Raw genomic sequence first — 12510 nt, forward strand, 5'->3', positions numbered from 1 at the left:
ATGGATCGATTCACCGACAAGGTCGCGGTGGTGACCGGTGCCGCGCAGGGCATCGGCGCGGCCACCGCGCTGCGTCTCGCGATCGAAGGCGCCACCGTTGCGGTGCTCGACCGCAACACTCCCGACGACACGCTCGCGCTGATCGAACGTGCGGGCGGCACCGCACGCGGCTATATCTGCGATGTCACCGACCGCAGCTCTGTGCAGGCCGTATTCGACAAGGTGGCAAGCGAACTCGGCGATCCGCAGATCCTGGTGAACAACGCGGGCATCACCCGCGACGACCTGTTCTTCCGGCTCACCGAAGACGACTGGAACGCGGTGCTCGCCGTCAACCTGACCGGCGCCTACCACTGCGCCCAGGTCGCCCAGAAGTTCATGGTCGCGCAGCGGTACGGAAAGATCGTCTCGCTGTCGAGCCGCTCGGCCCTCGGCAACCGCGGCCAAGCCAATTACGCCGCCGCCAAAGCAGGCATCCAAGGCCTGACCGCCACCCTCGCCATCGAACTCGGCCGCTACAACATCAACGTCAACGCGGTCGCCCCCGGCTACATCGCCACCGCCATGACCGCAGCGACCGCCACCCGCGTCGGCATGTCCGCCGAAGACCACCAGAAATCCGTCGCCGAACACACCCCCCTCGGCCGCGTCGGCCAACCCGAAGAAGTAGCCGCCGTCATCGCCTTCCTCGCCAGCGACGAAGCCTCCTACGTCAGCGGCCAAACCCTCTACGTCAACGGCGGCGCCCGCTGACCCGGCCCGGTCAGTCGCGGGCCAGGCCCGGTGACCCGGCCCGCGCATCTGGTTTCCCCGGGTGCGCCGTTCGTTCGGGCCGCCGCATGATCCTTAGTGCGGCTATCGAATAGCACTGCGCGAGAGCATGTTAAACGTATCACCGGCGGGAATGTGCCCAGCTGTGACAGTCGGCGTCGTTGCTAGCCTGCCTCCATGTCTACGCCACTGGATCGAAAACAGCGTGCTGTGAACATCTTTCAACGACGTATCGCCAACCCGGTCAGATGCAAACTGCCGAACCAGGAACTGTTGGAAACAATCGGCCGCATCAGCGGACAACCTCGGATCACACCGATCGGAGGAAGGCTGATCGACAACTCCTTCTGGATGGTGTCGGAGTTCGGCGACCGTTCACAGTATGTTCGAAACATCATGGCGAACAACAGTGTTCGACTGCGGTTGCGCGGCGACTGGCACAGCGGCAGGGCTTTCCTGATGCCCGAGCGAGATCCGCTCGAGCTGCTCGACCGGCTGCCACGCGGCAACAGCCTCGGCGTTCGACTGCTCGGCAACAACCTGTTGAGCTTGCGCATCGATCTCAATTAGAACCCCCGTGGCACCTCTACTTTCGTGCCGCCGAGCATGTTTCGGCCGCCTGCGTCGCCCCGATCGATCGGGGCGACGCAGACCCGATAAGGCGGCAGCTCCATCAGTCGGGCGCGGCGCCACGAGTGGCACATGACTGCGGCAAAGTGCGAGTAGAGCTCTCCGTCATGTGCCACTCGTCGCTCGATTCGCGGCCAGGTAGTGACAGCGGCGAGATCCGCGCCGGCTGGCCGGGAGTGGTTGTGCCCCAATGTCACTTGGCGCGGCAATCGCAGATCATGTTTGGTCCGGAGTGCGTCAGGGCAGCAGCCGTGTCCCGGCGTTCACCACGGGATGCGACCGCTGCGGTCGAAGTAGCCGCCGGTCGGACCGTCGGGGGTGAGGGTGGCGAGGTGGACGATGGCGTCGGTGCCTTCGACGAGGGTCTGGTAGCCGGCGTGGTTGTTGAAATCCGTTGCGGTGTAACCGGGGTCGGCGGCGTTGACCAGGATTCCCGGCAGTGCTCGCGCGTACTGGGAGGTGATCATGTTGAGCGCCGACTTGGACGAGGTGTAGGTCAGCGAGAGCAGGGTGGATTCGAGGCGGTCGGGATCCGACGTGATCGCCAGCGAACCCATCCCGCTCGACACCATCACAATGCGCGGGTGGTCCGCGGCACGCAGCAGCGGCAGGAACGCATGCGTCACCTGGACCGATCCGAACACGTTGGTCTCGAACACCGCCCGAAAGTCTTCGGCCTGAGTTTCCTCCGGCGTCCGGATCGGGCCGAGGATCCCCGCGTTGTTGATCAGCACGTCCAGCCGCGACGCCCGCTCACGCACCGTCGCGACCGCCGCGGCGACCGAATTGACCGAGGTCACGTCGAGTGGAACGAATTCGACGTTCAATCCTTGTTCCACGAACTCGGCGGCCGCCTGCTTGCCCCGGTCGGCATCGCGTGCCCCGAGGAAGACCTGCCAGCCGAGCTCGCCGAGCCTGCGCACGGTTTCGCGGCCGAGCCCCTTGTTCGCTCCGGTCACCAGAGCCGTTGTCGTTGCATTCATGCCTCCAGCCTCGGCACCCGCGCACCACCTGACCAGGACCGTCTTGTCATGGGACCGGTGGTACCACCCCGGGCCACGCCCACTGCGGGATGATCGAAGGATGGATCGTTCGGAACTCGCAGCGCTACTCCGGCAAGCCCGCACGCGGATTCAACCGCGCGATGTCGGCCTGCCCGCCGGGGCTCGACGCCAAGTCCCAGGGCTGCGACGCGAAGAAGTGGCACAGCTCGCCGGGGTCAGCGTCGACTATGTGGTGCGCCTCGAACAGGGCCGCGGTCCACAACCCTCGACCGCTGTGCTCGCCGCACTGACCAGAGCGCTGCGTTTGAACGACGACGACCGCGACCTGCTGTTCCAACTCGCCGGTTCGGCACCTCCGCAGCCGGGCCGCATCGCCATGACGGTGCGGCCGAGCGTCTTACGACTACTCGACCGAATGGCTGACCTCCCCGCACTCGTCATGTCCGCGAAAGGCGATGTGCTGGCCTGGAACCCGATGGCCGCCGCACTGCTCGGCGACTTCTCCGCCATGCCACCTGCCCAGCGCAACATCATCTGGCGATGCTTCCTCGGCACCGAACCAAGCCGCATCCACTTGACCGAGGCGGAATTCGAGCAACTGGGCGCCTACGGTGTCGGCACCTTGCGCAGCGCAAAAGCCCGCTACCCCACCGACCCCGATCTCGAGCGTCTCATCACCGAACTCCGTTCCCACAGCCCAGCTTTCGCCCGCCTCTGGGAGGAACGCCCGTCCACCCCCTGGCGCAACGCCACCAAAACAATCAGCCACCCCGACCTCGGCGACATCACCCTCGAATGCGACACCCTCCTAGTCCCCGATACCGACCAAGCCGTCGTCGTCTACTCCGCCGCCCCCAACACCCCCGCCGCCACCGCCCTCGACCTCCTGCGCATCACCGGCACCCAACAATTCAGCACGCCTACCTGAAGCCAGGCCTATCCGCCGGCCACTGGTCGTGCATTGGCGGACCACCCGGACGCCCATCACCGGTCGTGCATTGGCGGACGGCCCGGACCCATCACCGGTCGTGCATTGGCAGACGGCCCGGACCCATCACCGGTCATGCATTGGCAGACGGCCCGGACCCATCACCGGTCATGCGTCGACAGACGGCCCGGATTCGGATGATTGCCAGCAGGTTCCATCGCGGCGGTCTCGCCGATTTTCGGAAACCAGATCCCCCTCGACTGCGCGTCGTGACCAGGGGCCGCCTCGCCAAAATCCGCGTACGAACCCCCGAGCCTCGCTCTGAACATCGGCACAACCTGTATCCGACTGCCGAGAGTGTCACCGCTGGTGTTCCGCCGACGAACCAGCGACACCGCCGACGCGGCGGCGCGGATCACCGCATCGATGACGTACCGACCCGGCGCGCCGGACGGATCGAACACGGCGTGCCCGTCGACGGATGCGACGGGCCCCGAGACCCCTACGCCGTCTTCACGGGTGTGCCCGCCGCGCGGGTCGCACACGACGTGCCAGCCGACCGATCCGACGGGCACCCGAAACCCCTACGCCTCCTTGTACTTGCGCAGGTACTGCCCGGTCAGCGACATCGGGTGGTCGAGCAGCTCGGCGGGTGTGCCGGTGAACACGATCTCGCCGCCGTCCTTTCCTCCGTCGGGCCCGAGGTCGATCACCCAGTCGGAATGTGCGACCACGTCGAGGTTGTGTTCGATCACCACCACGGTGTTGCCGCGTTCGACGAGATTGTCGAGCAGGGCGAGCAAGGTGTCCACGTCGGACATGTGCAGTCCGGTGGTCGGCTCGTCCAAGACGTAGACGCTGCCGGTGTTGCCGAGTTGGGTGGCGAGCTTGATGCGTTGGCGCTCACCGCCGGACAGCGTGCTCATCGCCTGACCGAGGCTCAGGTAGTCGAGGCCGACCTCATTCATGGTGCGCAACTTGGCATTCAGTGCCTTCTCGGTGAAGAAGTCCAATGCTTCCTCCGCCGACAGCTCGAGCACATCGGCAATCGACTTGCCGCGCAACGTCAATGCGAGCACGTCGTCGGAGAACCGGCGGCCGTCGCAGGCATCGCAGTGGGTCGTGACCGGATCCATGTAGGCGATCTCGGTGATGATCACTCCGCGGCCCTCGCACTGTTTGCACGCACCGGTCGAGTTGAAGCTGAACAGGCCGGGCGCCTCCCCCGTGGCCTTGGCGAACAGTTTGCGGATCGGATCCATCAGACCCAGATAGGTGGCGGGCGTCGACCGCGACGACGCCCCGATCGCCGATTGATCGACGAAGATCGCCTCGGGGTGCTCCACCACGAACACATCGCGAATCAGGCTGCTCTTGCCCGATCCTGCCACCCCGGTGATGGACGTCAACACACCCGTCGGAATACCGACGCTGACGTCTTTCAGATTGTGCACGGTGGCGTTCGCGATCAACAGCTCACCGGTCGCAGGCCGGAACGCCGACTTCACCGTGAACGGCCTGCGCAGCCCGGCGCCGGTCGGGGTGTCCGCCGCGCGCAGCTCGGCGAAGGTGCCCTCGAACACCACCCTGCCGCCGTGCACACCGGCCCGCGGCCCGACATCGACGATGTGATCGGCGATCTGGATGACATCGGGATCGTGTTCGACCACGAGCACCGTGTTCCCCTTGTCCCGCAACGCCTTCAGCAGGTTGTTCAACCGCCCGACATCGCGAGGATGCAGCCCGACGCTCGGCTCGTCGAAGATGTAGGTCATCCCGATCAACGTGCTGGACAGGTGTTTGATCATCTTCAGCCGCTGCCCCTCACCGCCGGACAGCGAGGACGTCGGCCGATCCAGACTCAGATACCCGAGCCCGATGTCGGCGACCCGCTGCAACGAAACCCTGATCGCCGCGGCCAGTCCGAGCGCGGCCGGGTCGGTGATCTCGTCGAGCACCACCATCAGATCGGTGATCTGCAATCCCGCCCAGTCGGCGATGTTGCGCCCGTTGATCTTCGTGGCCAGCGCCTCGGCGTTGAGCCGCGCGCCGTGGCAGGTCTGGCACACCCCTTCGGTGAGGTACTGCTGAATCTGGGCCCGGGTCTTCTCACTGAGCCCCGAGGTGTCCCGCTGCAGCTTGGTCCGGGTGAACTTGGCGGCGATGCCTTCGTAGTTCGCCGTCCACGACCCCTTGGCGAAGGTCAGCTCCACCTGGCCGCCGGTGCCGTGCAGCAGATCCTCGAACTCCTCGTCGGTGTAGTCGACGAGCTTCTTGTCCAGATCGAATCGCCCCGACTTGCCGTACATCTGCCAGTCACCGCTGCCGACCCCGTGCCCGGCCAGCAGGATCGCACCCTCGTTGAGCGACTTGCTCCGATCGAGCAGCCGATCCGGATCCACCCGCACCGAGATGCCGAGCCCGTCACAGTCCGGGCACATCCCCTGCGGCACATTGAACGAGTAGTTGTAGACGAATCCGGCCGAGGGCGAACCGAATCGGGCGAACATGGCCCGCACCATCGAGAAGATGTCGGTCATCGTGCCGACCGTCGAGCGCGGCCCGCCGCCGACGGGCTGCTGATCGATGATCACCGGCGCGGTCAGGTTCTCCATCGCCTCCGCGTGCGGCCGCTCGTAGCGGGGCAGGAAGTTCAGGATGAACGCGGGAAAAGTGGCGTAGAGCTGGCGCTGGGATTCCACCGCGATGGTGTCGAACACGATGGAGGACTTGCCGGATCCGGAAACCCCGGTGAATACGGTGATCTTGTTCTTGGGGATTTCCAGCGAAACGTCGCGCAGGTTGTGCTCGCTGGCTCCGAGTACTCGGATGACATCGGAGGAAAGGGCGGATTCGGCGAAAGACATACCGACACCATGCCATCCACCACCGACATTTTGCGCAGCGTAATGTGACGCAGATCACATAATTTCGGCGCTCACCAGCGGTAAGGGTGTGCGCAAATCGGAACGTTCCACAACCCGCCCGTCCACCGTGAACCCGCGATAAAGTCAACCCATGCCATCGTCTCGGGAGCCGAAAACGCGGAAAGTCACCGTCACGCTGCCCGAAGACTTGGTCGCGACCCTGGAAGCCTGGCGCGACAGCGGACGCATCGAATCGGTGGCCGCCTTCGTCGCCGAATCGGTGTGCGCGCGCGTCGGTGACGCGCAGTCGCTGGCGAAACTCGAGGAGGTCTTCGGCGGCCGACCACCGCTGGATCTCATCAATCGCGCCCGCGCGGCACAGGGTCTGCCGCCGTTATCCGAGGAGCAAGCCGGCGGCCCACACGCCGGCGCCGCGTGATCAGCGCGGCACTCGGCGGCGTCGTGTTCGACACGGCGGCCGTCGTCGGATTCGTGAACCAGGCCAACTACGCGCAGGCCGTCGTGTGGGCCACCGTGAACGCGGGCAACACCATCGTCGTGCCCGCCACCGTGCTCGGCGCGGCGCGCGCGCACATCCCGGCCAACCGGCTGGATATCCTTGCGGCACTGCTGGATTTGCCGCACACCATCGTCTCGTCGTTCGACCGATGTACCGCCGAGGAACTCGGCGCGACCTTCGCGGGCAGCACCGACGCCGACGTGCTCTTACCCGCGGGCCACGCCACCCGCGAGGCCGTCGCCCGTGACTGGCCGTGCCTCACCGCGCGCCCGAAGAAGCTGCGCCAACTCGATTCCCGGATCATCATCGACCCACTGCCTTAGGCGCGACCCGCTGCGCAGCGACCAACCACTACCAAAAGCTCAGCGCAGCAACTCGATCACCGGCGCGAACTGCTCCATGCTGTGCTCGAGCACGGTGATATAGCTGAACCCGAACCGGTCGCGATTCGCGCGCAGCCGGTCGGCAATCTCCTGCGGCGTGCCGATGAGCAAGGTGGGCAAGTCTTCTGGATGATCGGCGACATCATCGGGCAGCGCGGGACCGAACAGCTCGAGCACGGCCGTCCGCTCCTCCGGCGGCACCACGCGTTGCACGAGAATGTTGAATTCGACGCGGTCGGCCCGCGCACCGAGCAGCCCGCGCACGTACTCGACCTTCTCCTCGATCTCGCCGAGCCCCGCCAGGTGCAGCGGCCCGCCGTTCTCGGTGGCGGACGCGCCGGGAAACGCGATGATGTCGGCATGCGTGGCGGCCACCTGAAGCAGCCGGTTACCCCAGCCGCCGATCAGCATCGGCGGGCCCGACGGCTGCACCGTGCGCGGCTGATATTCCGGGTCGGAGAACAGGGTACGCAACGTGGTGACCGTGCGCTCGAGATGCTCGACACGCTTGCCGCCGCTCTCGAAAGGAATACCCGCGGCATCGAATTCGGCCTGCACGTAGCCCGCGCCGAGCCCGATCTCCACGCGCCCGTCGGTGAGCTGATCGGCGCCGGCGATATCCCGTGCCAGCAGCACCGGATTGTAGAACGGGGTGTTCAGCACGAACGTGTTCAGCCGCACCCGCGAGGTCGCCTCGGCCCCGAGGATCATCGAGGGAAACGGCGCAGGACAGCCGAGATGGTCGGCGACGCCGATCACGTCGTACCCCAGTTCCTCAGCCTTGCGGCACTTTTCGATCCACCTGGCCCGCTCGTCCGGCGCCACCATGTTGACACCGAACCGGAATGCACGCTGCGCGGTCACGTTTCCTGTCTACCAGCACGCGGCTCGCGGGCTTACGGTGACCACTCCCCGCGGTGGCGCGATGCTGCCTTAGAGTGGACAGCACAGGTTTGCTGTAGGTCTGCTCATGCTCGCTACCCGATCCGAGAGGGGTAACCGGATGACTCAGCTCGACCCTGTGGTGCAGGAATTCGTGGACGCGCTCAACGCCAACGACCACGACCGGTTCTTCGCGGCGCTCACCGACGACGCGACCATGTCCGACGACGGCGTCGAACGCAACATCGCCCAGTGGACCGACTCCGAGGTCTTCGGCAGCAACGCCCGCATGCAGGTCGAATCCGTCGGCGACGGCGGCACCGAACTCGTTGCCGACTACACCAATTCCCGCTGGGGCTCGATGCGAACGAGCTGGCGATTCACCGTGCGAGACGGCAAGGTCAGCCGTTTCGAGACCGGCCAGGCCTGATCCGGCTTGCCCGGGCAGTCCCGGCCTTGACATTCTGACACTCGTGTTCGCCGCGCCCCGTTACGGTACGGGCTCCCTCGCTGATCTGTTTCCTTCGCTGCTCGCCGGTTTCGGGGTGCCCGGCGAGACCGACCGGCTCGGTCTCGGCCTGAGCGCCGACCGCGTCTGCGTGCTGCTGATCGACGGGCTCGGCGCGGCCGCGCTCGCCGCGAATCCCGGTGTGGCGCCGTTTCTGTCGGGCCTGACCTCGACCCCGCTCACCGCGGGTTTCCCGAGTACCACCGCGACCAGCTTGAGTTCACTCGGTGTCGGCGTGCCGCCCGGTCAGCACGGCATCGTCGGCTATCTGGTGCGGGTGCCCGGCCAGGATCGCCTGGTGAACGCGTTGCGCTGGCGCCTGCACGGCGACGGCGACCGGGTCGACCTGCTCAACGAGCTGACGCCGGAGCAGTTCCAGCCCACCGCAACGGTTTTCGAGCGCGCGGCGGCCAACGGTATCGCCGTGTCCCAGGTCGCCCCGCACTATCAGAACGGTTCCGGCCTGACCCGGGCGGTGTTGCGCGGCAGCGAGTTTCGCGCCAACGTCTCGGTCGGCGACCTCATCGACGGTATCGGCATCGCACTGCGCGCGGGCAGCCGCTCGCTGGTCTACGCCTATCACGCCGACCTCGACACCACCGGGCACGTCCGCGGCCCGAATTCCGAGGCCTGGCTGCTGGAGCTGGCCCATGTCGACCGCATCGCCGCCGAGATCGCCGAACGGTTGCCGCCGGGCGCCGCGCTGCTCGTCACCGCCGATCACGGCATGGTCGAACTCGAGGAGCGCGTCGACTTCGACCAGCGCCCCGACTTGCGTGCCGATGTCGAACAGCTCGGCGGCGAACCCCGCGCACGCCACGTCTACACCGCACCGGGTGCCGCGAAAGACGTCGCGGCCGCCTGGCAGGAGATCCTCGGCGACGACTTCGCGGTCCTGCTCCGCGACGAGGTGATCAGCCGCGGCTGGTTCGGCCCGATCGTGGCCCCGCAGGTTGCCGAGCGCATCGGCGACGTCGTGGTCGCCGCGCGCGGCACCAGGGGCGTCATCCGCAGCGGAGTCGAGCCGCTGCAATCGATGATGGTCGGCCACCACGGCTCGCTCACCCCCGCCGAACTCGACATCCCCCTGCGGTTGTTCCGTTGAGTTCGGGGTAAACCCCGAGAACGCGCCACCACCAATTCACTCTCAGCGTTGACGCCCGCGCCGCGTCGCGGGCTTTAGGGTGGAGAGGATCAGCGCGGATGGCCGCGCCGACGCACGCCTTCAGGAGGAGCACATGAACGCGACGCTGTCACGGACCGGACGGGCCGGCCTCGGGATCGCGGCGGTCGCGCTGATCCTCGCGGGCTGCACCGATGTCCAGCGCGCCCTGAACAAGGGCGGCGACACTCCCTGCAACGAATACGTCAAGCAGGACCAGGACACCAAGCGCATGACGATCACCAAGGCGATCAAGCAGCAGACCAACAACGACCACGAGCCGTCGGGCACCGCCGTCGACACGACCATGGTCTCGGTCGATGTGCTCTGCGGGATTCAGGCCAACGCCGAGACCCCGATCAAGAACGCCGACATCGCAGGCATTTTCATCAACAAGTAGTGCCCGCGCTGCAGAAGTGCAGCGACTGCGCCGTTCAGGGCGCCGGGTGCGCGGCAAGCCACTCGGCGCCCCGCTTGCGCGAGGCGCGTGACAACCACGCGTCCTGCACCACTTCGGTCAGTTCCCGATGCGTGAGCTCCCCGATCCGGCTGCCGCGCAGCAATACCGACAGATGACCGTCGAAATGGTCGGTGGTGAAGAAGGGCAGTTCCGGGTCCTGCACCAGGGCCAGCTTGTCGGACTCCGACGGCACCCAGAACACGATGACGTCGGTGTAGCGCTGGCCGGTGTCGGCATCGAACGCGTCGGGGCGCGGCGTGCGGAAGAAGACGAACGACTTGCCGCCCACCTGATAGACCGTGTTGCCGCGTGGTCCGTCGATGCGCGTCACATGCGGCATCCCCGCCGCAAGTTCGTGCACGTCGGCAAGCCTGGCTCGCCGCGAAACGGTCGCCATGTCAGCAGCTTAATCCGTCCGCCACGCCGAGTGCGACACTCCGCCAGGCACATTGAGACCGTTCGGTTTGGCCCCAATATCCCCCGACGCCCTCATGCGTACGCCAGAATGAGAGAGCGAATGTGAGCTCACACAACGATGGGGTTCCCCGAAGTGGCGCAGTTCCGCACCCTGACCCAACAGCGGGCCGAACTGGAAAAAGAATGGGAGCGCTGGGCTACGGCTCCGGATACCGCAGCGCGCAAGCCAGGTCCGCCACCGCCACGAACCACCTTGCTACGCAGCGACGTCGCTCAATCCTGGCAGCGCTCGCTGCACACCGTTGACCCGGCCCGCACCGTCGCCCCCGGATTCGACGACATCGCCGACCGCTGGTCGGCGTCCCCGCTGCGCGCCCCCATCACCGAACTCGCCGGTGACCTGCGCGGCATCGCCGAAGACTCCGGGTATCTCGCCGTGGTCACCGACGCCGAGGGCACCATCATGTGGTCGGCGGGCGACCGATCCCTGCGCAGGCAGGCCGAACAGGTGAACTTCGCGCCCGGCGGCTGCTGGGACGAAAGCCACATGGGCACCAACGGTTTATCGCTGGCACTGCACGACGACCGCCCGTGCTCGGTGTTCTCCGCCGAACATCTGATCGCCGCGCTGCACGGCTGGGTGTGCTACTCCGCACCGATCCACGCACCCGACGGCAGCCAGGTCGGCGTGCTCGACCTGTCCAGCTCATGGGACCGCTCGCACCCGCTGGTGCTGACCTCGGTGCGGGCCCTGGTCACCGCCGTCGAAACCATGCTGCGCGCCGCCGAACCCGCGCCTCGGCCCGGTGTTCGCCTCGAATGTCTCGGCGCCGCACGGCTCATGCGCGACGGCAGGCCGGTGCCGCTGCCGCCGCGGCAGCTGGAGATCCTGGCGCTGCTCGCCCTGGAACCCGACGGGTTCACCCCCGAACAACTGCACGCCGCCGTCTACGGCGATCGCGCGGTCTCCACCAGCACCCTCAAAGCCGATGTCTCGCACCTGCGCCGCGCCACCGGCGGCGAGATAGCCACCCGTCGCTGGCTGTTGACCGGCCCGGTCGCCTGCGATGCCGTCGACTTGCTGGCCGCCATCGCGGCGGGCGACACCACCTCGGCCGTGTGGCTCTATCGCGGCCCGCTGCTGCCCGGCTCGGACACCCCGGGCGTGGTGCAGTGGCGCGCGTATCTCGATGTGGGCGTGCGCAATGCGGTGCTGGCCAGCGACCGCGCCGAGCATGCCGTCGCCTTCGGTGAACGCGCACCCGGCGATATCGCGGTGCACGAGCACGCGCTGCGCCTGCTACCCATCGACGACGTGCGTCGCGCCGTGGTCGCCGCCAGGTTGCACACCGCGCTACACGCCTAGAACGCGTTCCAGCGCAGGTGGCAGACGGCACCAACCTCACGCCAACCTTCACGGTTCATAGTTGCCCGATCACAGAGATGCTGCGAGGAGCGACGCCATGATCTATGCCAGACCGGGGTCCGTCGAGAAAGTAGTGTGCACCGAACTCGGGAACTGCTGATGCAGCAGCACCGAACCCATCGCGTCGCCATCACCGAGCGGGCGCGAGATGTTTTGCGGCAGTTGATCGAACAGCACGGTGCGGTGCTGTTACACCAGTCCGCCGGTGGTTGCTGTGACAGCAGCTCGCCACTGTGTTTTCCGATACGCGAGTACCAGATCGGGCGGGCGGACGTGCTGTTCGGCTATCTGCCGTGGCACACCGAATTCTGGATGAGCGCCGATCAGTACGAACTCTGGAAGCACACCCACTTGACCGTGGATGTGACAAGCGGCCGGGGCAGCGGCTTTTCCCTGGAGGCGTCCGACGGCGTGCGCTTCCTCATCCGATCGCGTCTGCTCACCGATGCGGAGGCGGCGCTGCTGTCACCGCCGCGCACCGGTGCTGATCGGATGACCTGAACCTCCGCCGATGCCCCGAGCCTGCGCGGTCGAACCGGACGGCTCTGCGCG

Annotated in this window: 15 protein-coding genes; 10 read left to right on the forward strand and 5 right to left on the reverse strand. The window is 66.7% G+C overall.

Annotation, left to right across the window (positions count from 1 at the left end):
- Together fabG and ACGFNJ_RS18840 are read left to right on the forward strand one after the other, a co-directional pair.
- Positions 1-753: a 3-oxoacyl-ACP reductase FabG gene (gene fabG / locus ACGFNJ_RS18835; protein WP_393449230.1), complete on the forward strand. Its 753-nt coding sequence runs from the start codon at positions 1-3 to the stop codon at positions 751-753.
- A gap of 195 nt (positions 754-948) precedes the next feature.
- The gene (locus ACGFNJ_RS18840; protein ID WP_393449233.1) at positions 949-1341 is read left to right on the forward strand and encodes a nitroreductase/quinone reductase family protein; all 393 of its coding nucleotides are present in this window, start codon (positions 949-951) and stop codon (positions 1339-1341) included.
- Positions 1342-1664: 323 nt separating this feature from the next.
- Here ACGFNJ_RS18840 and ACGFNJ_RS18845 read toward each other — a convergent pair whose 3' ends face one another.
- Positions 1665-2384, reverse strand: a complete 720-nt coding sequence (locus ACGFNJ_RS18845) for an SDR family oxidoreductase (protein WP_393449236.1) — start codon at positions 2382-2384, stop codon at positions 1665-1667.
- Positions 2385-2484: 100 nt separating this feature from the next.
- Between ACGFNJ_RS18845 and ACGFNJ_RS18850 the strand changes: the two genes are divergently transcribed.
- The gene (locus tag ACGFNJ_RS18850; RefSeq protein WP_393449239.1) at positions 2485-3333 is read left to right on the forward strand and encodes a helix-turn-helix transcriptional regulator; all 849 of its coding nucleotides are present in this window, start codon (positions 2485-2487) and stop codon (positions 3331-3333) included.
- 161 nt (positions 3334-3494) lie between these two features.
- Here the strand turns inward: ACGFNJ_RS18850 and ACGFNJ_RS18855 are convergent, their stop codons facing one another.
- On the reverse strand, positions 3495-3797 hold the full coding sequence (locus ACGFNJ_RS18855) for a hypothetical protein (RefSeq protein ID WP_393449242.1): 303 nt from the start codon (positions 3795-3797) through the stop codon (positions 3495-3497).
- A gap of 120 nt (positions 3798-3917) precedes the next feature.
- Positions 3918-6200: an ATP-binding cassette domain-containing protein gene (locus ACGFNJ_RS18860; RefSeq protein WP_393449245.1), complete on the reverse strand. Its 2283-nt coding sequence runs from the start codon at positions 6198-6200 to the stop codon at positions 3918-3920.
- Between the two features lie 151 nt (positions 6201-6351).
- On the opposite strand from ACGFNJ_RS18860, the gene ACGFNJ_RS18865 reads away from it, so the two are divergent.
- The gene (locus tag ACGFNJ_RS18865; RefSeq protein ID WP_393449248.1) at positions 6352-6639 is read left to right on the forward strand and encodes a hypothetical protein; all 288 of its coding nucleotides are present in this window, start codon (positions 6352-6354) and stop codon (positions 6637-6639) included.
- On the forward strand, positions 6636-7043 hold the full coding sequence (locus ACGFNJ_RS18870) for a hypothetical protein (protein ID WP_069161085.1): 408 nt from the start codon (positions 6636-6638) through the stop codon (positions 7041-7043). The genes ACGFNJ_RS18865 and ACGFNJ_RS18870 overlap by 4 nt, the downstream gene beginning before the upstream one ends.
- Before the next feature lie 39 nt (positions 7044-7082).
- Here the strand turns inward: ACGFNJ_RS18870 and ACGFNJ_RS18875 are convergent, their stop codons facing one another.
- Complete coding sequence (locus tag ACGFNJ_RS18875) at positions 7083-7967, reverse strand: LLM class F420-dependent oxidoreductase (protein ID WP_393449251.1); 885 nt, start codon at positions 7965-7967, stop codon at positions 7083-7085.
- Between the two features lie 139 nt (positions 7968-8106).
- Here ACGFNJ_RS18875 and ACGFNJ_RS18880 point away from each other — a divergent pair, with 139 nt between their 5' ends.
- The 3 genes from ACGFNJ_RS18880 to ACGFNJ_RS18890 all read left to right on the forward strand — a co-directional run bounded on the left by ACGFNJ_RS18880 (position 8107) and on the right by ACGFNJ_RS18890 (position 10055).
- Positions 8107-8415, forward strand: a complete 309-nt coding sequence (locus tag ACGFNJ_RS18880) for a nuclear transport factor 2 family protein (RefSeq protein ID WP_393449254.1) — start codon at positions 8107-8109, stop codon at positions 8413-8415.
- A 43-nt stretch (positions 8416-8458) separates the two neighbouring features.
- A complete protein-coding gene (locus tag ACGFNJ_RS18885; RefSeq protein WP_393449257.1) occupies positions 8459-9598 on the forward strand; it encodes an alkaline phosphatase family protein in 1140 nt (379 codons plus the stop codon).
- A gap of 133 nt (positions 9599-9731) precedes the next feature.
- Complete coding sequence (locus ACGFNJ_RS18890) at positions 9732-10055, forward strand: hypothetical protein (RefSeq protein WP_069161211.1); 324 nt, start codon at positions 9732-9734, stop codon at positions 10053-10055.
- A gap of 34 nt (positions 10056-10089) precedes the next feature.
- Here ACGFNJ_RS18890 and ACGFNJ_RS18895 read toward each other — a convergent pair whose 3' ends face one another.
- The gene (locus ACGFNJ_RS18895) at positions 10090-10512 is read right to left on the reverse strand and encodes an MmcQ/YjbR family DNA-binding protein (protein ID WP_393449260.1); all 423 of its coding nucleotides are present in this window, start codon (positions 10510-10512) and stop codon (positions 10090-10092) included.
- 138 nt (positions 10513-10650) lie between these two features.
- Here ACGFNJ_RS18895 and ACGFNJ_RS18900 point away from each other — a divergent pair, with 138 nt between their 5' ends.
- Together ACGFNJ_RS18900 and ACGFNJ_RS18905 are read left to right on the forward strand one after the other, a co-directional pair.
- The gene (locus tag ACGFNJ_RS18900; RefSeq protein WP_393449263.1) at positions 10651-11898 is read left to right on the forward strand and encodes a transcriptional regulator; all 1248 of its coding nucleotides are present in this window, start codon (positions 10651-10653) and stop codon (positions 11896-11898) included.
- A 159-nt stretch (positions 11899-12057) separates the two neighbouring features.
- Positions 12058-12459, forward strand: coding sequence for a DUF779 domain-containing protein (locus ACGFNJ_RS18905; RefSeq protein WP_393449266.1), 402 nt, complete (start codon positions 12058-12060; stop codon positions 12457-12459).
- Positions 12460-12510: the final 51 nt, after the last annotated feature.

The sequence above is a fragment of the Nocardia sp. NPDC049149 genome, from assembly GCF_043197455.1.
Classification (GTDB): Bacteria; Actinomycetota; Actinomycetes; order Mycobacteriales; family Mycobacteriaceae; genus Nocardia.

Excerpts from the sequence above, each read along its gene's own strand:
- fabG (WP_393449230.1), top strand. The coding sequence starts at position 1 with ATGGATCGATTCACCGACAAGGTCGCGGTGGTGACCGGTGCCGCGCAG.
- ACGFNJ_RS18840 (WP_393449233.1), top strand. The coding sequence starts at position 949 with ATGTCTACGCCACTGGATCGAAAACAGCGTGCTGTGAACATCTTTCAA.
- ACGFNJ_RS18845 (WP_393449236.1), bottom strand. The coding sequence starts at position 2,384 with ATGAATGCAACGACAACGGCTCTGGTGACCGGAGCGAACAAGGGGCTC.
- ACGFNJ_RS18850 (WP_393449239.1), top strand. The coding sequence starts at position 2,485 with ATGGATCGTTCGGAACTCGCAGCGCTACTCCGGCAAGCCCGCACGCGG.
- ACGFNJ_RS18860 (WP_393449245.1), bottom strand. The coding sequence starts at position 6,200 with ATGTCTTTCGCCGAATCCGCCCTTTCCTCCGATGTCATCCGAGTACTC.
- ACGFNJ_RS18865 (WP_393449248.1), top strand. The coding sequence starts at position 6,352 with ATGCCATCGTCTCGGGAGCCGAAAACGCGGAAAGTCACCGTCACGCTG.
- ACGFNJ_RS18880 (WP_393449254.1), top strand. The coding sequence starts at position 8,107 with ATGACTCAGCTCGACCCTGTGGTGCAGGAATTCGTGGACGCGCTCAAC.
- ACGFNJ_RS18890 (WP_069161211.1), top strand. The coding sequence starts at position 9,732 with ATGAACGCGACGCTGTCACGGACCGGACGGGCCGGCCTCGGGATCGCG.
- ACGFNJ_RS18895 (WP_393449260.1), bottom strand. The coding sequence starts at position 10,512 with ATGGCGACCGTTTCGCGGCGAGCCAGGCTTGCCGACGTGCACGAACTT.
- ACGFNJ_RS18900 (WP_393449263.1), top strand. The coding sequence starts at position 10,651 with ATGGGGTTCCCCGAAGTGGCGCAGTTCCGCACCCTGACCCAACAGCGG.
- ACGFNJ_RS18905 (WP_393449266.1), top strand. The coding sequence starts at position 12,058 with ATGCAGCAGCACCGAACCCATCGCGTCGCCATCACCGAGCGGGCGCGA.